Source organism: Micromonospora sp. Llam0 (assembly GCF_003751085.1).
Taxonomy (GTDB): domain Bacteria; phylum Actinomycetota; class Actinomycetes; order Mycobacteriales; family Micromonosporaceae; genus Micromonospora_E.
In genome coordinates, this window is record NZ_RJJY01000001.1 from 4,559,850 (window position 1) to 4,581,532 (window position 21,683).

At 71.3% G+C, this 21,683-nt stretch carries 19 protein-coding genes and 1 pseudogene; 13 read left to right on the plus strand and 7 right to left on the minus strand.

Going from position 1 to position 21,683, the window contains the following annotated elements:
• Positions 1-39: 39 nt before the first annotated feature.
• The 3 genes and pseudogenes from EDC02_RS19890 to EDC02_RS19905 form a co-directional block, all read right to left on the minus strand.
• Positions 40-443 (minus strand): annotated as a pseudogene (locus EDC02_RS19890) (ATP-dependent DNA ligase); the annotation flags it as partial.
• A gap of 830 nt (positions 444-1,273) precedes the next feature.
• Positions 1,274-1,633, minus strand: a complete 360-nt coding sequence (locus EDC02_RS19900) for a hypothetical protein (RefSeq protein WP_123603265.1) — start codon at positions 1,631-1,633, stop codon at positions 1,274-1,276.
• A 79-nt stretch (positions 1,634-1,712) separates the two neighbouring features.
• Positions 1,713-2,414, minus strand: coding sequence for a TetR/AcrR family transcriptional regulator (locus EDC02_RS19905; RefSeq protein WP_123603266.1), 702 nt, complete (start codon positions 2,412-2,414; stop codon positions 1,713-1,715).
• Positions 2,415-2,681: 267 nt separating this feature from the next.
• Between EDC02_RS19905 and EDC02_RS19910 the strand changes: the two genes are divergently transcribed.
• Together EDC02_RS19910 and EDC02_RS19915 are read left to right on the plus strand one after the other, a co-directional pair.
• On the plus strand, positions 2,682-4,271 hold the full coding sequence (locus EDC02_RS19910) for an MFS transporter (RefSeq protein ID WP_123603267.1): 1,590 nt from the start codon (positions 2,682-2,684) through the stop codon (positions 4,269-4,271).
• 147 nt (positions 4,272-4,418) lie between these two features.
• Entirely contained in the window at positions 4,419-5,444 is a 1,026-nt protein-coding gene (locus EDC02_RS19915) for a ketoacyl-ACP synthase III family protein (protein ID WP_123603268.1), read from the plus strand.
• Between the two features lie 96 nt (positions 5,445-5,540).
• On the opposite strand, the gene EDC02_RS19920 is transcribed toward EDC02_RS19915, so the two are convergent.
• The 4 genes from EDC02_RS19920 to EDC02_RS19935 form a co-directional block, all read right to left on the minus strand.
• A complete protein-coding gene (locus EDC02_RS19920) occupies positions 5,541-6,164 on the minus strand; it encodes a LuxR C-terminal-related transcriptional regulator (protein ID WP_123603269.1) in 624 nt (207 codons plus the stop codon).
• Positions 6,165-6,502: 338 nt separating this feature from the next.
• Positions 6,503-7,300, minus strand: a complete 798-nt coding sequence (locus EDC02_RS19925) for an AfsR/SARP family transcriptional regulator (RefSeq protein WP_123603270.1) — start codon at positions 7,298-7,300, stop codon at positions 6,503-6,505.
• A gap of 84 nt (positions 7,301-7,384) precedes the next feature.
• Positions 7,385-8,179, minus strand: coding sequence for a thioesterase II family protein (locus EDC02_RS19930; protein WP_123603271.1), 795 nt, complete (start codon positions 8,177-8,179; stop codon positions 7,385-7,387).
• Positions 8,176-10,638: a type I polyketide synthase gene (locus EDC02_RS19935; RefSeq protein WP_123603272.1), complete on the minus strand. Its 2,463-nt coding sequence runs from the start codon at positions 10,636-10,638 to the stop codon at positions 8,176-8,178. Before EDC02_RS19935 ends, EDC02_RS19930 begins: the two co-directional genes overlap by 4 nt.
• A gap of 273 nt (positions 10,639-10,911) precedes the next feature.
• On the opposite strand from EDC02_RS19935, the gene sbnA reads away from it, so the two are divergent.
• From sbnA to EDC02_RS19990, 11 genes are all read left to right on the plus strand, one after another.
• A complete protein-coding gene (gene sbnA, locus EDC02_RS19940; RefSeq protein WP_199757881.1) occupies positions 10,912-11,898 on the plus strand; it encodes a 2,3-diaminopropionate biosynthesis protein SbnA in 987 nt (328 codons plus the stop codon).
• 17 nt (positions 11,899-11,915) lie between these two features.
• Complete coding sequence (locus EDC02_RS19945; RefSeq protein WP_123603273.1) at positions 11,916-12,872, plus strand: TauD/TfdA family dioxygenase; 957 nt, start codon at positions 11,916-11,918, stop codon at positions 12,870-12,872.
• A gap of 5 nt (positions 12,873-12,877) precedes the next feature.
• The gene (locus tag EDC02_RS19950) at positions 12,878-13,417 is read left to right on the plus strand and encodes an N-acetyltransferase (protein ID WP_158632245.1); all 540 of its coding nucleotides are present in this window, start codon (positions 12,878-12,880) and stop codon (positions 13,415-13,417) included.
• A 2-nt stretch (positions 13,418-13,419) separates the two neighbouring features.
• Positions 13,420-13,950, plus strand: a complete 531-nt coding sequence (locus EDC02_RS19955; protein WP_123603274.1) for a nuclear transport factor 2 family protein — start codon at positions 13,420-13,422, stop codon at positions 13,948-13,950.
• Positions 13,947-15,791 (plus strand): non-ribosomal peptide synthetase, encoded by a 1,845-nt coding sequence (locus tag EDC02_RS19960; protein ID WP_123603275.1) that lies wholly within the window; start codon positions 13,947-13,949, stop codon positions 15,789-15,791. Before EDC02_RS19955 ends, EDC02_RS19960 begins: the two co-directional genes overlap by 4 nt.
• Positions 15,788-16,000, plus strand: coding sequence for an MbtH family NRPS accessory protein (locus EDC02_RS19965; protein WP_123603276.1), 213 nt, complete (start codon positions 15,788-15,790; stop codon positions 15,998-16,000). Before EDC02_RS19960 ends, EDC02_RS19965 begins: the two co-directional genes overlap by 4 nt.
• 98 nt (positions 16,001-16,098) lie before the next feature.
• Positions 16,099-17,124 (plus strand): 2,3-diaminopropionate biosynthesis protein SbnB, encoded by a 1,026-nt coding sequence (sbnB, locus tag EDC02_RS19970; RefSeq protein ID WP_123603277.1) that lies wholly within the window; start codon positions 16,099-16,101, stop codon positions 17,122-17,124.
• A 55-nt stretch (positions 17,125-17,179) separates the two neighbouring features.
• The gene (locus EDC02_RS19975) at positions 17,180-18,250 is read left to right on the plus strand and encodes a 3-oxoacyl-ACP synthase III family protein (RefSeq protein WP_123603278.1); all 1,071 of its coding nucleotides are present in this window, start codon (positions 17,180-17,182) and stop codon (positions 18,248-18,250) included.
• Complete coding sequence (locus EDC02_RS19980) at positions 18,240-20,138, plus strand: HAD family hydrolase (protein WP_123603279.1); 1,899 nt, start codon at positions 18,240-18,242, stop codon at positions 20,136-20,138. The genes EDC02_RS19975 and EDC02_RS19980 overlap by 11 nt, the downstream gene beginning before the upstream one ends.
• Complete coding sequence (locus tag EDC02_RS19985; protein WP_123603280.1) at positions 20,128-20,397, plus strand: acyl carrier protein; 270 nt, start codon at positions 20,128-20,130, stop codon at positions 20,395-20,397. Before EDC02_RS19980 ends, EDC02_RS19985 begins: the two co-directional genes overlap by 11 nt.
• Positions 20,394-21,656: an FAD-dependent monooxygenase gene (locus tag EDC02_RS19990; RefSeq protein ID WP_123603281.1), complete on the plus strand. Its 1,263-nt coding sequence runs from the start codon at positions 20,394-20,396 to the stop codon at positions 21,654-21,656. Before EDC02_RS19985 ends, EDC02_RS19990 begins: the two co-directional genes overlap by 4 nt.
• The last annotated feature ends 27 nt before the right edge of the window (positions 21,657-21,683 follow it).

Genomic DNA, 21,683 nt, shown 5'->3' on the forward strand with positions numbered 1-21,683 from the left:
GCCCGGCCCGCCGTCGGGCTCCCGGGCCTCGCGCCTACGGCGTTCGGCGCGGGCCGCGATCGCCCGGGTCGCTGCGGCGACGGCGTCGTGGCCGGCGGCGCCCGCCAACGGCACGAACACGTGTGCGCCCTTGGCACCGCTGGTCTTCACCGCCCCGCCATGCCGCATGCGGTCAGCACCTCGCGGACCAGCAGGGCCGCCTGCGCCGCCGACCGGAACGCGCCGCCCGGCGGCGGGTCGAGGTCGAGGATCAGATGCGTCGGGTACGCCCGTTCGCCGGCCGTCGTCAACGTCGGATGGAACTCGACCGCCCGCTGGTTGGCGAACCAGAGCAGGGTCCGCCGGTCGTTGCACAGTCCGTAGGTCAGCATCCGCCGGGAACGGTCCGCCCACACCTCGGTGGTCGCGATCCAGTCCGGCGCGTACCCGGGCAGGTTCTTCTGCTTGACATATCCCCCTGCTGAAGCAGGGAGATTCAACCCTCACGGGTCGAGTTTTCTGCTTCGCCGACCACAGCCGACCCGAATCAACGGCAAGGGACGGAATACCGCCCATCGGTCTTACACAGTCTCCACAGACGTCACTTCCCACCAGCCCGGCGGTAGGCCCGACCGGCTTGGTCGTCACCGGAAGGACAACGTCACGTTAGCACACCTGTCCGTACGCCGGTGTCCCGGTGCGCGGGTACTGGACGTCGATCCGCCCCGGCGGCGAATCGACTTTCCCTGTCCTGCTCCACAGGAGTCCGTTTCCTCCCCGGCCGGAAGGCCGGAGTATCCACGGAAGGCATCTGATGACGTAGACGGAGATCTGCCCGGACACCGGGTCGTACGCGCCGGCCAGGTGGACCCAGACGTCCTCGGTCGGCGGTGCCTGCAGGACCCGGCCGCACAGGCCGACACCGGCGTCCCGGTAGTCTGCGCCGCCCGCATGGTGAAGCACCAGCCGCCGGCACCTCCGTTGACGTCCGCCCGGTACTGCAGTTCGAACCGGCTGGCGGTCGCGCCGTCCTGGCTGAGGATGGTCTGCCCGGCTCCGGCGGCCAGATCGCTGGCCCGGACCCGTGCCCGCCCCGCCCGCCGTGGCCGGCGCGGCTCCGGCCGGGCCGGTGGACACGGCGGGCGACGCGGTCCCGGCCAGCAGGACAGCCAGCGTCGCCGAGATGGCCTACGAAGGATGGGCGCGGCTTCCATCGACGGTCAACTAAATCGATGGAAGCCGTTGCAGACATGTGCAACCGTGCTCCGGAGACCGGCTCCGGACGCGGCGGGCGTCACCGCATCAGCTGGAGTACCAGGACGACCACGCCGAGGGAGAAGAACAGCGGGAAGTCGGGTGGCAGGATGCCGCCGAGGTTTCGGTAGAAGCGCAGGATCAGCATCATGCCGAAGAAGGCCACTGTGTAGCCGGCGGCGACGGCACCGATCTCCGGCCGCCAGATGCCGATCACCAGGCCGGCGGCGGCCAGGGTGTCGAGGACCGCGATCAGCAGGGTCAACGCCCGGCTGGGGCGGAACCCGAAGTGGTTCTGCAACGGCTGGATGCCTGCCTCCATGCCGATGTACATGGCGAGGCCGTGCAGGACGAACTCCATGATGAGCACGGCTGAGCAGATGATGACGATGATCCGCACGGACAGTCTCCAGTTGTTCGGGCGTGGTTTGCCGCGGTGTTCCGAGGTGTGTCGCGGTGTTCCGGCGTGGTGTGGCGGGTCAGGTCGGCAGTCCGGCCAGCTCGGCCAGGCGGGTCAGGGCCTGGTCGAACAGGGCTGCCCGGTCGTCGATGATGTTGTTGAAATGGCCGAACAGCTCCAGGTTGAGCATCCCGAACAGCCCGCTCCACGCGGCCAGCGCGGCGGTCACGGCCTCGTCGGGCACGGCCGGCAGCACGGCCGACCGCACCCGTTCGAGATCACCGCCGAGCGACTCGGGCGTGGTTTGCGCGGTCGGCGGGGTACGCAGCACTCCGGCTCGGTGCGCGTCGCTGATGATCCGGCCGAGCACCACCTTGTCCCGCATCGCCGCCTGCAGTGTGGTCTCCGGGGCGTGGTAGCCGCGTACCGGTGACCCGTAGAGGAGTGCGTACTCGTGCGGGTGCTCGATCGCCCAGCTGCGCAGCGCCTGCCCGACCGACCGCCACCGGCCCGCGAAGTCGTCGGCCGCCGCCGCCTCGTCGGCCTGCTCGACGGCGGTGCCGACGGAGTTGTAGCCGTCGGTGACCAGCGCGGTCAGCAGGTCGTCACGGCTCGGGAAGTAGCGGTAGACCGCTGAGGAGACCATGCCGAGGTCTCGGGCGATCGCCCGCAGGGAGAGGTTCTCGGCTCCCCGGTCGGCGAGCTGCGCCTTGGCGATCTCGACGATCTCGTCGGTCAGTTCCTTGCGGACGCGTTCCCGCAGCGCGCGTGCGGAAGCCAAGGCCTCTCCTCCTTCGAGCGGTCCCGTCGGTCCCGGCACCGGGCACCGCCGCACCGATCGTGCAGGTCAGTACCGCCGAAGCTTACCCGACCGGGTACCACGAATTAGAGCACGGGTCGTACTCACGAGCAATAGTCTTGACAGAGAGCACCGCTCCTGTCAGCCTCGTATCGAACCTCACCACCCTCGCAGGTCGGCGTCAACCGCCGGTCCTGCCAGCTCTGCGGCACAGCCATCCCCGAATCCATCTCAGGTCGAGAGGAAGCCATGACAAGCCAGGAACAGAAGGCCGCTGCGCCGGTCGGAGCGTCCGGCGGGCCCGTCCCCGACAGCCGGCGCTGGCTGGTGCTGGTCGTCGTCTCGGTCGGGCAGCTGATGATCGCGCTCGACACCACCGTGGCCAGCGTGATGGGCCCGGAGCTGCAGCGCGACCTCGGGTTGTCCCCGATCGGGCTGCAGTGGGTCTTCAACAACTACATCATCTTGTTCGGCGGTCTGCTGCTGCTCGGTGGCCGACTCAACGACGTGATCGGTCGGCGCCGGATGTTCCTCGGCAGCCTCGCCCTGTTCACCGCAGGGTCGCTGCTCGCCGCGATGGCGCAGACCGACGACCAGATCCTGATCGCCCGGGCCATCCAGGGTCTGGCCGCCGCCGGCCTCTCCCCCGCCTGCCTGAGCATCCTGGTCGTCTCCTTCCGGGACCCGGCCGAGCGGGCCAAGGCGTTCGGCGTCTGGGGCGCGGTCATCGGCGTCGGTGCCGGGCTGGGCACCCTGCTCGGTGGTGCCATCGTCGACGTCAACTGGCGGCTGGCGTTCTACATCAACGTCCCGATCGCGGTGGTGCTCACCATCGGCGCGCTGTGGCTGATCCGTGGTGGCGCGCCGACCGGCCCACGTCCCAGGGCCGACATCCTCGGTGGACTCACCGGCACCCTGGGACTCGGTACGTTGGTCTTCGGCATCGTCAGCGTCACCGACCACGGCTGGACCGACATCCGTACCCTGGCGGCGTTCCTGGTCGCGGCCGTCATGTTGCCGGCGTTCATCGCCATCGAGCACCGGGCGGAGGCACCGCTGCTGCCGCTGCGGTTGTTCAAACTGCGCGGCGTGGTCGCCGGCAGCCTGGGTGAGTTCTTCACCGCGGGTCTGATGATCCCGTGCTTCATGCTGCTGCCGATCTACATGCAGACGATCCTCGGCTACTCGCCGCTGGAGACCGGGCTCGCGTACCTGCCGACGACCCTCGCGATGATGATCGTGGCCGGTCCGCTGTCCAAGGCGATCCCGAAGATCGGCGCGCAGATCCCGTACGTCGTCGGCACCGTGCTGCTGGCCGTCATGCTGGTCCTGCTGATGCGCACCCCGACCAGCGGGTCCTACTGGACGATCATGCTGCCGATCACCACGCTGCTCGGCGTCGGCCTGGTCCTCTGCCTGATCCCGACCCCGACGGTCGGGACCTCGATGGCCACCGAGGACGACGCCGGCACCACGTCGGCCGTGCTGAACGTCGCCACCCAGGTGGGCGGGGCGCTGGCCCTGGCCATCTCCGCGTCCGTGCTGCAGGGCCGGCTCACCGACCTCGCCGAGCAGGGCCAGGTCGGGCCGGAGGCGCTCAACGAGGCGCTGCACCTCGGCATCGCCACCCTGTTCGTCTGGGTCGGGCTGAGCCTGTTGACCGGTCTGATCGGCTTCCGCGGTCTGCCGGCCGCACCGCCGCCGGCCGCCGGCAGCTCCCCCGACGGGTCTGCCGCCGACGGTGCCGACGCGCCGGCCGATACCGGCGACGGCGCCGGCACGACGGGCCCGGCCGGCGGCAGCGACGCCAAGCCGGTCGCGGCACCCGCCGCGTCCTGAGCCGGTCGGACGGGGTCGGGCACCGCCTCGGTGCCCGGCCCCCGTCCGGCATACCGGCACGAGGGCCCGTCCGGCAGACCGGCTCAAGGTCCGGTCGAGTGGCAACCGGTTTGCTGTCGGTGGACCGATTTCGCCGAAGGAGGCACCGTGCGTTGGGACAACATCTATCTGGCCGGCACCGGGCTGTACCTGCCGGAGCAGCAGTACACCGCGGAGCAGGCGGTCGCCGACGGCGTCTATGACGCCTCGGCCGCGGAGACCAACGGCATCCGGGCGGTACGGGTGGCCAACGACGACGAGGCCGGCGTGGTGATGGCCGCCGCAGCCGGGCGGCAGGCCATGTCCCGCTCCGGTCACGACCCGCAGGACATCGACCTGGTGCTGCACGGGTACGTGTCGCACCAGGGCCGGGAGATGTGGAGCCCGGCCCACTACGTCCAGCAGGAGACGGTCGGGGGCGGGCCCTCGGTCACCATCGAGATGCGACAGGGCTGCAACGGACTGCTCGCCGCGCTGGAGCTCGGCGCGTCCCACCTGGCCGCCCGGCCGGACACCACCGCCGCACTGCTGACCGCCGGGGACGCGTTCCGGCTGCCGTACATCGACCGGTGGAAGAGCGACGACCAGACGATTTTCGGCGACGCGGGCAGCGCCCTGGTGCTGTCCAAGCGGCAGGGCTTCGCCCGGCTGCTGGCGACGGCGAGTACCACCGAGCCGAGCCTGGAGCCGCTGTACCGGGGCGGTGGGCCGTGGACCTGGGCGCCGTTCGACACCGGCAAGCCGGTCGACCTGACCGCGCGCAAGGACGAGTGGCTGATGCGCTACGAGGACGCCTACGACGACGCCCTCGAGTTGGTCAACCAGAAGCTGACCAGTGTGCTCGACCAGGCAGTGACCGAGGCGGGGACCAGCGTCACCGAAGCCGACTGGTTCGTGCACGCCAACCTGATCCAGCCGATCGTCGAGTGGGGCTTCCACAAGTCACTCGGCCTCGACCCGGCCCGGACGACCTACGAGTGGGGGCGCGACCTCGGACACATGGGCAACAGCGACCAGATCGGCGGGATCAACCACCTGGTCGAGACCAACCAGCCGAAGTCCGGCGACAAGCTGATCACCGTGGGCGCCGGCATCGGATTCATGTGGACGGTGGCGGTGCTGGAGTTCGTCTGATCCGCGCCCGGTCGGGGCCCAGTCCCGGGCCCGGGCCCGGTCCGCGGGTACCGGACCGGACTGGGGCCGCCGACCCACGTCGGGACGCCGGCCGGATCAGAGAATCCAGCCGGCGTCCCGGGCGATCCGTACCGCGTCGACCCGGGTACGGGCATCGAGTTTGGTGGCGATAGAAGTCAGATGGTTACGGACGGTCCCGGCCGAGAGATAGAGCATCGCGGCGATCTCCTTCGCCGAGTGCCCGTTCGCCGTCAGCTTGAGGATCTCGATCTCCCGGGGCGAGAGCGGGCTCGTGGACCGCTCGTTCAACGCGGCGAGGGCGATCTGCGAGTCGACCACCCGTCGGCCGGCGGCGACCTCGCGTACCGCTTCGGCGAGACTGGCGGGTGGGGCGTGCTTGAGCATCAGACCGGTCACCCCTGCTTCCAGGCTGCGCCGCAGCATCCCCGGTCGGTCGATGCCGGTGAGGATCAGCGTTCGGCAGCTCGGAAGCTGGTCGTGCACCAGCATCGCCGCCGAGAGGCCGTCGATCCCGGGCAGGTTGACGTCGATGATCGCCACGTCCGGACGGTGGGTCAGCGCGGCCGGCAGGATCGCGTCGCCCCGCTCGACCTGGGCGACAACCTGGATGTCCGGTTGCAGTTCGAGCAGGGCGACCAGCGCCCCACGGACCATGTGGACGTCCTCAGCCAGTAGGACCCGCAACGGGCACGTCTGCATGACTCGTTTCCCGCCTCCTGCACGACCTCTGCGTCACGGTCGACGACGCACCGTGCTGATGCCGTGATCAGCCACGCGGGCGGGGCCACCATTTCCGGCACGCCGATTTCAGGCTCCACCGAAAAGGGCTGAAGACCTCATCCGCGCTTCCCTCCCAAAACCGACATCAGGCCCGCGTTCCGACATCAGGTCCGCGTTATTGACCCGATCCGCCGACTCGGCTACCGGCCACAGGATACCCCCTGCCTTCAACCATTGCCGGGAACGGAAGCGGGTAAGGTCGGAATATACCGAATTTACCCGGACCCATGTGTCACTCGGGGTCGTGGCTCTGCCGGCTACGCCGCGCCGACCAGGTCACGCCCCGCCAGCGGAACGCCTCCGCTGAGGATCACCTGCTGCAGTTCGTGCAGCCGACGCGCCGGCTCGACACCCAGCTCGGCGACGAGCAGCGTACGGATCCGGCGGAACTCCCCGAGCGCCGTACCGACGTCACCGGACAGGTAGAGCGCCGTCATGTAGTGGGCGGCGAAGCTCTCGTTGAGCGGATGTTGGGCGGTGAGGGCACGCAGCTCCCCCAGCACCTCCAGGTGCCGGCCCAGCCGCAGGTCGGCCTCGATCCGCCGGTCCAGAGCGGCGAGCCGCAGGTCGCCGAGGGACAGCGCGTGCATGGCCAGCTGCGGTCCGAACTGGATGTCCGACAGCATCGGCGCCCGCCACAGCGCGAGGGCGTCGCCGAGCCGGCTGCTCGCGGCGTGGTAGTCACGCCGCTCGAAGGCCGCACTGCCGGCCCGGCCCAACCGTTGGAACTCCTGCACGTCGGTGATGCCGCCGGACATTCGCAGCGAATAGCCGCCACGTTCGGTCACCAGAACGCCACGGGAATCGCCCGACGGGTCGCCGGCCGTCGCCCGGCTGATCTGCCGCCGGAGCTGGTGGATGTAGGTATGCAGGGTGGTCGTGGCGCTGTGTGGCGGGTTGTTCTCCCAGAGTTCCTCAAAGATCGCGGATTTGGTGACCAGCCGGTCGCCGTTCAGGGCCAGCAATGCCAGAATCTGGCACGGTTTGGCCGCAGACGGCACGATCGACGTCTGGTCAATTGTCGCCTGCAATGGTCCGAGCAGGTTGATTCGCATGACTCGTTCCCCGATTCGCCATCAGACTTGGCAACTCATTGAAAACAGTCTGCGTCGGATCGGGGCACGGATCCAGTGACACCATCACCTGCCGACCGTGAAGAACTCATGCCGTTGCTCGGCCGTGCCCCGCACGGCCGTCACCTCGGTACGGATCTCCCGGGCGAGGTGCGGGTACGCCGCGCCGTGGAAGTAGAAGTGCCCACCCGGGAAGAAGCACTGACGCAGCTGGTGCGCGGTCTCCACCTGCCAGGCCGGCAGGCAGTCCAGCGGTGCCCAGGAGTCGGTCAACCCGCTGAACACGGTCAGCGGGCAGGGCAGCGGCGGGCGGTCCGGCTCGGGCCGGTACGAGTCGACCGCCTGCAGATCGGCACGCGCGACCCGCAGAAACTGCTCCCGCATCTCCGGCAGCTCGAGCAGCCGGTGCGGCGTGCCACCGAGGCCCAGCAGGACCTCCAGCAGCTCGGCGTCCGCCAGGTCGCCGAGCCGACCGAGACCGGGCACCAGCGGGGTCGGCGTCGTCGGGGCCGCCCGCCCGGACACCCCCACCCACAGCGGTGCCGCGCCGAGCGTCGACAACCGGCGCCCGACCTCGACCGCGACGACCGCACCCATGCTGTGCCCGAACAGCACGTACGGCTGATCGGCGTGTGGTGACACCGCTCGGGTCGCCTCGTCGACGACGGCGGTCATCGCCCGCAGCGGCGGTTCGGCGTACCGTCGGCCGCGCCCCGGCAGGTCCAGCAGCAGCACCTCCCAGTCCGGCGGCAGTTCCCTGGCCAACGGGTGGTAGCCGGCGGCGGATCCACCGGCGTGGTGGAAGGCGATGAAGCGCAAGGTGGCGTCACCGGCCGGGCGGGGCCGGACGAACCGGCTCATCCCCGTACCGCCGCGCTGGCGACGTCCCGGGCCAGGCCGGCGAGCAGCGCCGCCAGTGGCTCGTCCACGGCGAGCTCGGCGGTGGACCCGTCGAGCTGGTAGCACTCCTGCACCCGGCTGAGGAACAGCATCGCGGTGAACGAGTCGCCGCCCAGCTCGGCGAAGGTCAGCCGCAGGTCCAACTCGCCGGTCGCCTTCAGCACCTCGGCCAACTCCGCACGCAGGAAGCTCTCCACCGCGGCCTGATCGGCCGCATCCGGGGCCAGCCCGGCGGCGTCCGCAGCCGGCCCGGCGGCGTCCTGGGGCAGCGAGCTGACTTCGTCCGGCGGTGCGGCGGCCCCAGTGGCGCGCGCGGATGGCGACGGTGCCACCGGCTCCGGCACCCAGCAGCGGCGTCGCTGGAACGGATAGGTCGGCAGGTCCCCGACGAACCGGGCGTCCGGTGCCCGCAGCCGGTCCATCCGCAGGTCGGCACCGGCCCGGAACAACGCCGCCAGCGCATCGAGGAACACGGCGGTCGCCCGGTCCGGATCGGCCGGCACCAGCGCCACCCGCTGGTCGCCGAGGTCAAGCAGAGCAGGGTGGACATGGCCGGCCCCGGGGCCGGCAGCGTCCGCGTCCGGATCCCGGACGACCATCGGTACGCCGAGCAGGTCCAGCGCCCCGGTCAGCCAACCGGCCGGGTCGAGCTCCGGTGCCCGGTCCTCGTCGGTCAGCAGCGGCAGCTCCGAGGCGATCGCCGCGACCCCCTTGACCAACGCGTCCGAGGCCGCGGGGTGCAGCACCAGGGCCGGGCCGGACAGCGGACCGGCCGGCTCCGGCGCGGCGTCGACAGCCAGACTGACCTTGCGGGCGAGGTCACGCGCCGACGTCCCGGTCACCGCCAGCCGGTACGCCAGTGGCGCCCGCCCGGCGCGCAGCGTGTGGCAGACCGAGGACAGCCCGGCCGGATCGCTGCGAAAGAGGTAGGTGCCGACCGAGGCGGCGAGCGCCTGCAGCGCCTGCGGGCTGCGGGCGGACAGCACCAGCAGCTCCGGTCGACCCGGCTGGGCGGTCGGGTCCGACGGCCGGGCCGGGTCCGGTGCCTGGACGATCACGTGCGCGTTGGTGCCGCTCAGCCCGAACGCGCTGATCCCGGCGATCCGCCCGGCGCCGGACCAGTCGGCCGCCCGGCGCGGTATCTCGATCCGGCCGTCCGCCCACGACACGAGCGGGTTCAGCGGCCCGTCGGCCTCCGGCACGTCGGCCACGATCCGCCCGTGACGCAGCATCAGCACCAGTTTGATCAGCCCGGCCAGGCCGGCGGCCGCCTCCAGGTGACCCAGCCGGGCCTTGACGCTGCTCACCAGCAGCCGGGGCTGGGCGTCGGACCGCGGCCGGCCGTACACCGCGTCGAGCGCGGCGACCTCGATCGGGTCGCCCAACGCGGTGCCGGTGCCGTGCGCCTCGACGTAGCTCACCTCGGCCGGATCGGCCCCGGCGTCACGCAGCGCGGCCCGGATCACCTCCTGCTGGGCCGGACCGTTCGGCACGGTCAGGCCGGACGAGGCGCCGTCGTGGTTGACCGCGCTGCCACGCACCACCGCCAGCACCGGCCGGCCCTCGGCGACCGCGTCGGCCAACCGCATCAGCACCACCGTGGCGACCCCCTCGCCGCGACCGTAGCCGTCGGCGGCGGCGGTGAACGGCTTGGACCTGCCGTCCGGGGCGAGCGCCCGGCTCTGGCACAGCGACACCATCAACCTCGGCGAGAAGATCAAATTCGCCCCGCCGACCAGCGCGTACCGGCACTCTCCCGACCGTAGGCTGCGGGCCGCGGAGTGCAGCGCCACCAGCGACGACGAGCACGCGGTGTCGAGGGTGACCGCCGGGCCGCGCAGTCCCAGCGCGTAGCTGATCCGGCCGGCGGCGAAGCAGTGCCCGCCGCCGGTGCCGAAGTACGGGTCGAGCCGGTCCGGGTCGGTGGCGGTGAACCGTTCGCCGTACTCGGCGGCCATCAGTCCGACGAAGACGCCGGCGTCCAGCCGGTCCGCCCGGCGGACCGCGACGCCGGCCCGTTCCAGCGCCTCCCACGAGGTCTCCAGCAGCAGACGCTGCTGCGGGTCCAGTGACTCGGCCTCCCGCTGGGAAATGCCGAAGAAGTCCGGGTCGAACCCGGCCACGTCGGTCAGGAAGCCCGCCCGGTCCACGTAGGAGTGGCCGGGGCGGCCCACCTCGGGGTGGTGCACCGAGCGCAGGCCCGGCCGGTCGGCCGGGATGTCCCGCAGCCCGGACGCCGGGCCGGTGAGCAACTCCCAGTACTGCTCGGGGGTGGTCACGCCGCCGGGGAAGCGCAGCGCCGTCCCGACGACGGCCAGGGGCGCCGCGCGCTCGGCTTCCAGCTCGCGGATCCTCGCCCGCAGCCGGTGCGACAGTCGCAGTTGCTCTTCGACAAGCGTACGCAGGTCTGTTGTCTCCACGTCGATCCTCGATGTCCGTTGGCCGGGGATGGTGATCGAAGCTGGCCGAACGTAACCGGCGGCGCTTGAGTGGACCTTGGGACCGCCGGCCAGACCACCCGCCTGCGAGGGCGTCAAGGTTCACTCAAGCATCCCCGGCAAGACTCGTTGCCGTTCACGCCTGAACCGCAATGCGTACGCGGTCCGAGGCGACCGGTCGGCACGAATGGCGCGACCAGAGGGGGCGACGTGACCCAACGCACCGAGCAAGGGGTTCAACGCAGCGTGCAAGGGATTCTCGGATGTATCGGGGATACGCCGCTGGTCGAGCTGAACGGCCTGCTGCGGGACATTCCGGCGCGGGTGTTCGCGAAACTGGAGCTGGCGAATCCGGGTGGCAGCATCAAGGACCGCACCGCACTGAACATGCTGCTCCACAAGATTCACGCGGCGGAGCTGGTGCCGAACCGTTCGGTGGTCATCGAATCCAGCTCCGGCAACCTGGCGATCGGCATCGCCCAGGTCTGCCGCTACTTCGGGCTGCGCTTCATCTGCGTGGTCGACGCCAAGACGACCGCGCAGAACATCGCCATCCTCCGGGCGTTCCAGGCCGAGATCGAGATCATCGACCGGCCCGACCCGGCCACCGGCGAGTACCTGCCGGAACGCATCCGCCGGGTCCGCGAGCTGCTGACCGAGCATCCGGAAGGCTACTGGCCGAACCAGTACGCCAACCCGCTCAACCCGGCCGCGCACCACCGGACGATGCAGGAGATCATCGCCGCCCTGCCGGCCCCGCCGGACTTCATCTTCTGCGCCACCAGCACCTGCGGCACGTTGACCGGGGTTCTCGACTACGTCCGGGAGCAGGCACTGGCCACCCGGGTGGTCGCGGTCGACGCGGTCGGCAGCGCGATCTTCGGTGACGAGAGCCGGCACCGGCTGATCCCGGGCCACGGCGCGTCGGCCCGACCGCCGCTGCTGGCCGCCACCGGGACGTACCCGGTGGTGCACGTCTCCGACCTCGACTGCGTCGTCGGCTGTCGGCGGCTGATGGCCCGGGAGGCGATTCTCGCCGGCGGTTCCTCCGGCGGGGTCATCTCGGCGTTGGAACGGTTCCGCGACCGCATTCCGGCCGGCGCGACCTGCGTTCTCGTCTTTCCCGACCGCGGGGAGCGATACCTCAACACCATCTATTCCGACCAGTGGGTTCAACAGAACTTCGGCGACGTGTCACACCTGTGGAAAGAGTCCGGGATCGCCGCCGCCGGCCGGCACTGATCAGCGAAGGGGAAACCATGTTGGTAACCGCACTGCCGGGGCAGAGCCTCCCCGCAGTCATCGAACCGGACAACGACCTGTCGATTCTCGACGTCATCAAGGAGAACCGGGCGGAGATCCGTTCGCTCATCACCCGTACCGGGGCGGCGATGTTCCGCGGTTTCGAGGTGGGTGGCGTCGACGGGTTGCACGACGTGGTCCGGGCGCTGTCCGGCGCTCCGCTGGACTACACCGAGCGCACGTCACCACGCAGCAGCCTCTCCGGCAACGTCTTCACCTCGACCGACTACCCGCCGACCGAGGAGATCTTCCTGCACAACGAGTGCTCCTACCAGGCGCAGTGGCCGATGAAGGTGTTCTTCTACTGCCTGCAGCCGGCCGAGACCCAGGGCGCCACCCCGTTCGCCGATGTCCGTGAGGTCTACCGCCACATCGACCCGGCGGTGGCCGAGGAGTTCATCCGGCGCAAGTGGATGTACGTGCGCAACTTCAGTGAGATGGGCGGCAGCTGGCAGTACTTCTACGACACCGATGACCGGTCGCAGGTCGAGCGGTACTGCGGCAGCCAGGGCATCGACGTCGAGTGGGTCGGCACCGACGGGCTGCGTACCCGGGCGGTCCGCGAGCCCGTGCACCCGCACCCGGTGACCGGCGAACCGGTCTGGTTCAACCACGCCACGTTCTTCCACATCAGCAGCCTGCCGCAGATCTACCAGGAGGAGATGCTGGAGATGTACGGCGAGGAGAACCTGCCGACGAACAGCTACTACGGCGACGGCGCGCGGATCCCCGACGACGTGATGAAGCACCTGCAGAAGGCGTACCGCGCAGCGCTGACCCGGTTCGACTGGCAGGCCGACGACCTGGTGGTGATCGACAACATGCTCACCGCGCACGGTCGGGAGCCGTTCACCGGCGGCCGCCGCATCGCCATCGCGATGGCGGAGGCCTCCGACGCGCCGGTCGAGCCGTAGCCGCCGTGGCACCCCCCACGACGGACGTCCCGACCGACTTCGGGGACCGGCCGGCGACCAGCTTCGAGGTCCGGCCGGCCACCGTCGACGAACTCGACACGCTGGTCGAGATCGAGCAGGGGCCGGAGACGACCCGGTACCTCGGCATCACCGGCCGGGCCTACCACGAGCGGGCCTACGCCGATCCGGACCAGGAGCAGGTGGTCGCCGAGGCCGCCGCCTCGGTGGTGGGCTTCGTCGTGCTGGCCGGGCTGCGCCGGTCGGACCGCGTCGTCGAACTGCGCCGCATCGTGGTGTCGCACCGGCACCGGGGCGCGGGGCACGGGCGGAGGCTGTTCCGCGCCGCGGTGGCCCGCGCCTACCAGGTCCACGGCGCGCGCCAGGTCTGGCTGGACGTCAAGCCGGACAACACCAGGGGCCGGACGCTGTACGCGTCCGAGGGATTCGTGCCGGACGGGACGATCCCCGACCCGATGTGCCCCGACGGGGTGCTGCTGCTGATGCGGCACACCCCGCAACCGCCGACCACACCGAGACAGGAGTAACGATGCGAGAGAAGCTCGCGGTTGTCGATCCGCAGGCGGCGCCGCTGGCCGGTGCGGCCGCCCCGCAGACCGCGTTCACCGCCGGCCAGGCCGGTGACGCGGGATGCGACCGCTGTGTCGCCGAGTTGACCGTCGCCGGCGAGGAGTTCGACCGGGCGTTCGCCGAGCGGGACTACGACAAGTTCATCTCGTTCTTCATCAACGAGAACGCCACCGGGCTCGGCGCCGACGGGACCGTCGGGATGAACCGGGACGCGTGGGGGCGCATCCTGCGCGAGTACTTCGACGAGCCGACCTGGACGCTGCACGTCACGCCGATCAAGTCGGTGGTGCAGAACTGCGTCAGCGGCCAGATCCTCGAGGTGGTCCGCTTCGACTCGGCCGACACCACGATCACCTTCGTACACGTCACCTGCTGGCTGCGCGACCACGACCGGTGGCGGGTGGTGCTGCAGACCGAGGCCGGTCCGCTGCAGGACACCGAGGCGCTGCTGGCGCAGGTCGCCGCGCAGCAGGAGGCGGCCATCCGATGACCCAGACAGTTGAAGCGCCCACCGCGCCACCCGCCGACCGGCGCGGCCGGCCGGAATGGCACGGGTCGGCGATCGCCGCGTTCCAGGAGGTGGCCGCCGCCCACCCGGACCGGGACGCGGTGATCGCGACCGACGGCCGGCTCAGTTACGCGCAACTCGACGACCGCAGCGACCGACTCGCCGGCATCCTGGCCGGCCGGGGCGCCGGCCCGGAACGCGCCGTCGGGGTACTGCTGCCCCGGTCGGTCGACCTGCTGGTGGCGATCCTCGGCATCCTGAAGGCCGGCGCCGTCTACATTCCGTTCGACCCGGAGCAGCCGGCGCAGCGGCTGGCTCGCATCGCCCGGGACGCGGACCTGGTCACCACGATCACCCACGCCGACCTGATCGGGTCGGTGCCGGACACCGGCGTCGGCGACCCGGTGGTCCTCGACCGGATCGACTGGGACGCGCATCCGCGTACCGCGCCGGTGCCGCTGCACCCGGACAACCTGGCGTACGTCATCTTCACCTCGGGTTCGACCGGCCGGCCCAAGGGAGTGGAGATCTCGCACCGGGCGCTGGTCAGCTTCCTCAACGGCATGGAGCAGGGCGGCTTCTTCGGCCCACCCGGTGCCCGGTTGGCCTGGAACGCCTCGGTGGCCTTCGACGCGTCGGTGCAGGAATGGGTCCGGGTGTTGCGGGGCGACACGGTCGGGGTGCTCACCGACGACATGCGCCGCGACGCGGAGGAGTTCGCGGAGTTCATGGTCGAGCACCGGCTCACCGAGGCCGACATGACGCCGTCGCACGCCCAGATACTGATCGAGGAACTGGCCACGGTGGCCGCCAAGGACCAGTTCCTCCGGCTGTTCATCGCCGGTGAGGCGGTGCCGCCGCCGCTGTGGGCCACCCTGGAGCAGTTGATCTCCGACGGGGTGCTGGCGGCGGCTAACCTGTACGGGCCGACCGAGGCCGCGGTGAATGTGGCCGGCACCCCGATCGTGCCGGGCGAGGCGCCGCACATCGGCCGTCCGCTGGCCGGGGTGCAGGCCCGGATCGTCGACGCGACGCTGTCGCCGGTGCCCGACGGCACCCCCGGTGAGCTGTGCGTCGCCGGTCCGTACCTGGCCCGCGGCTATTCGGGACGGCCGGGCCTGACCGCGGCGAAGTTCGTCCCGGATCCGCTCTCCGACGACGGTGCCCGGATGTACCGCACCGGTGACCGGGTGGTCCGCCAGCCGGACGGCACGCTGCGCTACATCGGTCGCACCGACGACCAGATCAAGATCCGGGGACACCGGGTGGAGCTGGGTGAGATCGAGGCGGTGATCGCCGACCATCCGGGGGTCGCCCGCGCGGTGGTGCTGTACCACCCGGAGGTGGACAGCGGCCAGCTGTCCGCCGTGGTCCGGCTGCGCCCGGACGCCGACCTGGCGGCGGTACGCGAACACGCCGCCAGCCAGCTGCCGTCCTGGATGCGCCCGGGCAACTACACGGTGGTCGACGCGATCCCGTTGACCGTCGGCGGCAAGGCCGACCGGGGCGCACTGATCAACCGCCTGACGTCCGGTTCGGACGGACCAGGACCCGACAACGACGAGGAGCCTCCGATGCCAGTTGACGCCGCCGAGACGGTACGCACCGTCTGGTGCGAGATTCTGAAGATCGACACGATCAGCGACACCGATGACTTCTTCGACATCGGCGGTCACTCGCTGAGCGCGATGCAGGTCGCCAGCCGGCTGCGGGCCGAGCTGGGTGGCGTCAAGGTGCCCACCCAGCTGCTGTTCCGCAATCCGACCTTCGCCGGTTTCACCGAGGCGGTCAACGAACGGCTCAACCAGGTGGCACCGGCATGAGTGGCGAACCCGTCGAGCGGTGGGCCGTGCTGGTCAACCACGAGGAGCAGTACGGGCTCTTCCCGGCCGGCCGGCCGGCACCCGGCGGGTGGCGACCGGCCGGGTTCGAGGGCACCGAGGACGAGTGCACGGCACACGTCGACGAAACCTGGACCGACCTGCGCCCGGCCGGTCTGCGCCGGGCGATGGCGGCGCACTCGACCGACTGACCGGACCCGACGACCGGCCGGGTGCCCGACCCGGCCGGTCGTACGCCGACGACCGCCGCCCCGACGCGGCGGTCCCGAACGACGGAGCACACCACCCCATGGCAGAGATTCCGCCCTTCGCCGTCATCTCCGGCGCCCAGGTGCACGACACGATCAGTGGACGTGAGCCGGAGGTCACCGAGCTGATCGAGTCGGCGTACCGGCTGCACGGGGCCGGGGAAACCACCAACCCGGACTCGTACTTCCTGCGGTTCCCGGACCGCCCGAACAGCCGGATCATCGCGCTGCCGGCCTCGGTACGGGGCAAGGTCGAGGTGCACGGCATGAAGTGGATCTCCAGCTTCCCGGACAACGTCGCTGGCGGGATTCCCCGGGCCTCGGCCGTGCTGGTTCTCAACGACTACGAGACCGGGTACCCGATCGCCTGCCTGGAGTCGTCGATCATCAGCGCGACCCGGACCGCCGCGTCCGCCGCGTCGGCCGCGCTGCGGCTGTCCGCCGCCCGCGGCGGGGTGCCACGCCGGATCGGCTTCGTCGGCACCGGCCTGATCGCCCGCTACATCCACACCTACCTGGTCGGCAACGGGTGCGAGTTCGACAGCGTCGGGCTGTACGACCTGTCCGCCGAGCACGCCGGCGGGTTCCGCGACCATCTGGTCCGCGGCGGGCACGACGACGTCCGGCTGTACGGCAGCGCCGAAGAGCTGGTCCGGTCGTACCCGTTGATCGTCTTCGCCACCGTCGCCGGCCGGCCCCACCTGTCCGACCCGCGGCTGCTCGCCCACCATCCGCTGGTGCTGCACGTCTCGCTGCGTGACCTGTCCCCGGAGCTGATCCTCGCCTCGACGAACGTGGTCGACGACGTCGAGCACTGCATGAAGGCGGACACCTCGGTGCACCTGACCGAGCAGCGGGTGGGGCACCGCCGGTTCGTCGCCGGCACCTTGGACGACGTGCTGACCGGGCGGATCGACGTACCCACCGACCAGCCGGTGATCTTCTCCCCGTTCGGGCTCGGAGTGCTGGACCTGGTGCTCGCCAAGCACGTCTACGACAGCATCGCGGCGGCCGGCGGACTGCACACCGTGCCCGGCTTCTTCCACGACGTCAGCCGGTACGGCTGACCCACCGGCAATCCCGATTCCCCGTACCCGCACGAACCGACGTAAGGACGCAGCCGTGCGACTGGTATCCCTCAGTGAGGTACTTCCCGGCGAGCCGGTCACCAACGCGGACATGGCCGCCCGGTTCGGCCTGCACGAACGGTGGCTGGACGCGATGACCGGCAACCGCACCCGCTACTTCTGCCGTCCGGACGGCCCGCCCGGGGTGCCCCGGTCCACCAGCGACCTGGCCACCGCCGCCGGCGAGCAGGCCCTGCTGCGGTCCGGCCTGGACCCGGCCAGCCTCGACTTCGTCATCCTGACCACCGCGTCGCCCGACCACCTGATGCCGGCCACCGTCAACCTGGTCGCCGACCGGCTCGGACTCAACGACATTCCGACCTTCCAGCTCACCTCGGGATGCGCCGGCGCCCTGCAGGGGCTCTACACGGCACGTGCCCTGCTCGCCGCCGGGGAGCTGCGGCGCGGCCTGGTCATCGGGGCCGACACCTGCCGCAACCTGTGGCCGTCGGACGGCGCGATCGCCCAGCTGCGGCCGGCCGAGATGGTGAGCTTCGCGCTGTTCGGCGACGGGGCCGGGGCGGCGGTGGTGGACGCCGGCACCGACGGGCCGGGACTGGTCGTCGAGCACCTGTTCACCCGTACCGTCGGCAAGGGCCGGTCACCGGCGCAGATCGTCCGCTGGTACGGCGCGGAGGGCGCGCCGACGGTCTCCGGACCGCGCGGCGAACCGACCCGCGAAGCAATGTCCGAAGAGGACTACAAGGCGATCGAGCAGCACGTGCCGGAGGCCGCCCGGGCGATCCTCGACGAGCTGGTCGCGGTCACCGGCTGGCCCGCCGACGACGTCGAACACCTGCTGATCCCCCAGCTCAACGGGGTGATGACCGAGAAGATCCGACGCTACCTCGGGGTCCGACCCGAGCAGGCGGTCAGCTGCGTCGCCGACACCGGCAACAACGGCAACGCGCTGCCGTTCATCCAACTCAACCGGGCGATGCGGCGGATCGCGGCGGGCACCGGCGTCGGCGGGCGGCTGCTGGTCACCACCGTCGAGTCGTCCAAGTGGGTGCTGACCGGCATGGCGCTGCGGCACCGGCCCGAGGAGGCCGACGATGTCCGTTGACAGTGTCTCCGCGCCGACGTCGGCCGGCCCGCCGCTGGCCCAACTGCGGGCGCTGATCCGGGCCGGGTCGGCCGGCGACGTCCGACGGCTACGGCCGATCCTGGACCGGCTCACCGACCCGCTCGACCTGGAGGCCGCCGGGTCGCTGCTGCGCGGCCGCCGGGCCGCCGACCAGCTGCGCGCCGAGCTTGCCCCGACCCGGATCGCGCTGCTCGGCAGCGCCACGCTCGACCCACTTCCGGCGCTGCTCACCGCGGCCGGCGTGCGGCACGCGATGCTGCCCGAGATCCGCACCGCCGGCTTCGACCAGTGGCGGCTGGAGATCGCCGCCGGCGCGCCGGACCTCGCCGAGCTGCGGCCCCGGATCGTCGCCCTGCTCCTCGACGACTCCGCCGTACTGTCCGGGCTGGCCGACCCGGTCGACGTCGACGAGATCGCCGCCCGGTGCGCCGCGTTCCCGGCCGAGCTGGCATCCTGGCTCACCGCCTGCCGGCAGGTGCTCGGCGGGCTGGCCGTGCTCGGCACCGTACCGCTGCATCCGCTGCGCCGGCACCGGCTGATCAGCTACGCGGCCCGGGCCCGGCTCGACGCGGTCTGGTCGCGGATGAACGCCGCGATCGCCGACCTCGCCGCCGACCATCCGGCGACGGTCGTCCTGTCCACGGCGGACCTGGCCGACCGGGCCGGGAGCACGTTCGCCGACGATCGGATGCGGCACGTCGCCGGCCACGCGTACTCCCCCGGCTATCTGTCGGCCTTCGCCCACGAGCTGGTCCGGGTCGCCGCCGCCGACCTGGGCCGGGCCGCCAAGTGCCTGGTGCTCGACCTCGACGAGACGCTGTGGAGCGGGGTGGTCGGTGACATCGGCCCGGACGCCGTCACGGTGGGTGGCGGCTACCCCGGGTCGGCGCACACCGAACTGCAGGAGCTGGCCCGGGACCTGGCGGCGCAGGGCGTACTGCTCGCCGTCGCCTCCAAGAACGACCACGACGTCGCGGTAGCGGCGCTGGCCCGGCACCCGGAGATGGCGCTCCGGCCGGACGCCTTCGTGGCTACCCGGATCAACTGGGAGCCGAAGCCGGACAACCTGCGGGCGATCGCCGAGGAGCTCAACATCGGCCTCGACGCGCTGGTGTTCGTCGACGACAACCCGGCCGAGCGGGACCTGATGCACCGGCTCGCCCCGCAGGTCGGCACCGTCGACCTGCCGGCCGAGCCGGCCGGGTACGCCCGCCGCCTCGCCACCCGGGGCGACTTCACCGTGCTCAGCCTCACCGACGAGGACCGGCAGCGGGTCGCGATGTACCAGGCCAGCGCCCGCCGCCGGGAACTGGTCCGGGACGCCGGCAGCCTGGACGACTACCTGGCCGGGCTGGAGTCCCGGCTCACCGTGCAGCCGCTGGACCGGCACAACGCGGGCCGGATCGCCCAACTGTTCGGCAAGACCAACCAGTTCAACCTCACCGGGATCCGGTACGGCACCGCCGAACTGGGCGACGGGGTCTTCTACGGTGCCCGGTTGACCGACCGGTTCGGGGACAACGGGCTGATCGCGGCGCTGGCCCTGAGCCGACGCACCGACGGTGCCTGGAGCATCGACAACGTCGTCCTCAGCTGCCGGGTCTTCTCCCGGGACGTGGAAGGAGCGATCGTCGGCCTGGTGCTGCGCAGCGCGCTCGCCCGAGGGGCGCCGGCCGTGCATGGCAGCTTCCGCCGCACCGAGCGCAACGCCCGGTTCGCCGACTTCTACCCACGACTCGGCTTCCACCCCGTCGGCCCCGCCAGCCCTGCCGGCGCCGCCGAGTTCCGCCACGACCTGCGCGACCTCGTCGAGCTGCCCGGCTGGATCGAGATCACCAACAACGAGGAGCCCTTCGATGTCCGCTGACCGGCCTGACTCCGGCGTCGATCTGATCGCCGACATCCTCGCGGACCTGCTGGACCTGGAGTCCGAGCAGGTCACCGCCGACACCCCGCTGACCGCGATCGACGGCTGGGACTCCGTGAACGCCCTGCGGGTACTGGTCTACCTGGAGCGCAGCAGCGGCGCGTCGGTGGACTACGAACGGTTCACCGCCGCCACCACCGTCGCCGACCTGGCGGCGCTGGTCGCACCGGTCCCGGCGAACGAGGGGCCGGTCCGGTGAGCGACCAGACGGTGCAGACCGACGTCCTGATCGTCGGCGGCGGACCGGCCGGCGCGCTGCTGGGTCACCTGTTGGCCCGGCGCGGGATCGACGTGCTGGTGGCCGAACGGCAGACCAGCCTGGAGCGCGAGTTCCGCGGCGAGACGATCGCCGCCCCGTCGGTGGTGACCCTGCGCCGGCTGGGCTTCGGCCCGGCGCTGGACGGCCACGGCTACCTGCCGACCGAGGGCGTCACCATGCGGATGGAGGGGCGGCGGGTGATGCACGTCGACTACCGCCGCTTCGGCGTCGGCGAGGTGCCGATCGACATCCCGCAGCCCGCCCTGATCAAGATCTTCATCGACGCCGGGCAGCGGCATCGCGGGTTCGACTACCAGTTCGGGACCACCTTCACCCGGCTGATCGAGCAGGACGGCGCGATCCGCGGTGCCTGGCTGCGCCGCCGCGACGGCTCGTCGGTCGAAGTCCGGGCCCGGCTCGTGGTGGGCGCCGACGGACGGTTCTCCAAGGTACGGCACGCCGCCGGGCTCACCGCCGACGTACAGCAGATGGCCCGCGACTTCCTGCAGTTCCGGCTACCCCGGCCGCCGCAGTGGGGGCAGCAGGCCGAACTGGTGATCAACCGGGACCGGCACCTGGTGGTGCTGCCCACCTTCCCCGACTCGCTGCGGATCGGCACCAACCTGCCGAAACGCAGCCTCGGCGCGCTGCGCAAGGCCGGCTTCGACGCGTTCCGCTCGGTGGTGGCCGCCCTCGACCCCCGGCTCGCCCCACTCGTCCAGCAACACCTGCGGACCTGGGACGACACCTCGTTCCTGGAGATCTTCACCGCCGAGGTGCCGCAGTGGAGCCGGGACGGGCTGATCCTGGTCGGCGACGCCTCGCACACCTGCACACCGATCCTCGGCCAGGGCGTGAACGTGGCCATCCAGGACGCGGTCTGCCTGACCCCGGTGATCGCCGCCGCGCTGGCAGCGGACCGTGCCCCGGTCGTCACCTCCGCCGACACCGCCGAATTCGTCACGCAACGGCAGCGGCACAAGGCCTTCGTCACCCGGTTCCAACGAATCCAGGAGTCCGCCCTGGCGCAGGGCGGCACCGTCGGGGTGCTGCTGCGTCGGGCCCGCTACCGGACCCTCGACGTACTGCCGCTGAAGTACCGGATCTTCGGCAGCGTGCTCAACGCGCCGCACCAGATCGACCCGGCTGATCTCGCCGAGGACGTCCGGACCGGACCCGCGGTGGGCACCGGCGACTGACTCAGCCCGGCCCACGCCCGTACCCCA

What these genes read in the sequence shown, in the direction of transcription:
- EDC02_RS19910 (WP_123603267.1), top strand. Translation starts at nt 2,682, where the DNA reads ATGACAAGCCAGGAACAGAAGGCCGCTGCGCCGGTCGGAGCGTCCGGC.
- EDC02_RS19920 (WP_123603269.1), bottom strand. Translation starts at nt 6,164, where the DNA reads ATGCAGACGTGCCCGTTGCGGGTCCTACTGGCTGAGGACGTCCACATG.
- EDC02_RS19925 (WP_123603270.1), bottom strand. Translation starts at nt 7,300, where the DNA reads ATGCGAATCAACCTGCTCGGACCATTGCAGGCGACAATTGACCAGACG.
- EDC02_RS19930 (WP_123603271.1), bottom strand. Translation starts at nt 8,179, where the DNA reads ATGAGCCGGTTCGTCCGGCCCCGCCCGGCCGGTGACGCCACCTTGCGC.
- EDC02_RS19945 (WP_123603273.1), top strand. Translation starts at nt 11,916, where the DNA reads ATGTTGGTAACCGCACTGCCGGGGCAGAGCCTCCCCGCAGTCATCGAA.
- EDC02_RS19955 (WP_123603274.1), top strand. Translation starts at nt 13,420, where the DNA reads ATGCGAGAGAAGCTCGCGGTTGTCGATCCGCAGGCGGCGCCGCTGGCC.
- EDC02_RS19960 (WP_123603275.1), top strand. Translation starts at nt 13,947, where the DNA reads ATGACCCAGACAGTTGAAGCGCCCACCGCGCCACCCGCCGACCGGCGC.
- EDC02_RS19965 (WP_123603276.1), top strand. Translation starts at nt 15,788, where the DNA reads ATGAGTGGCGAACCCGTCGAGCGGTGGGCCGTGCTGGTCAACCACGAG.
- sbnB (WP_123603277.1), top strand. Translation starts at nt 16,099, where the DNA reads ATGGCAGAGATTCCGCCCTTCGCCGTCATCTCCGGCGCCCAGGTGCAC.
- EDC02_RS19980 (WP_123603279.1), top strand. Translation starts at nt 18,240, where the DNA reads ATGTCCGTTGACAGTGTCTCCGCGCCGACGTCGGCCGGCCCGCCGCTG.
- EDC02_RS19985 (WP_123603280.1), top strand. Translation starts at nt 20,128, where the DNA reads ATGTCCGCTGACCGGCCTGACTCCGGCGTCGATCTGATCGCCGACATC.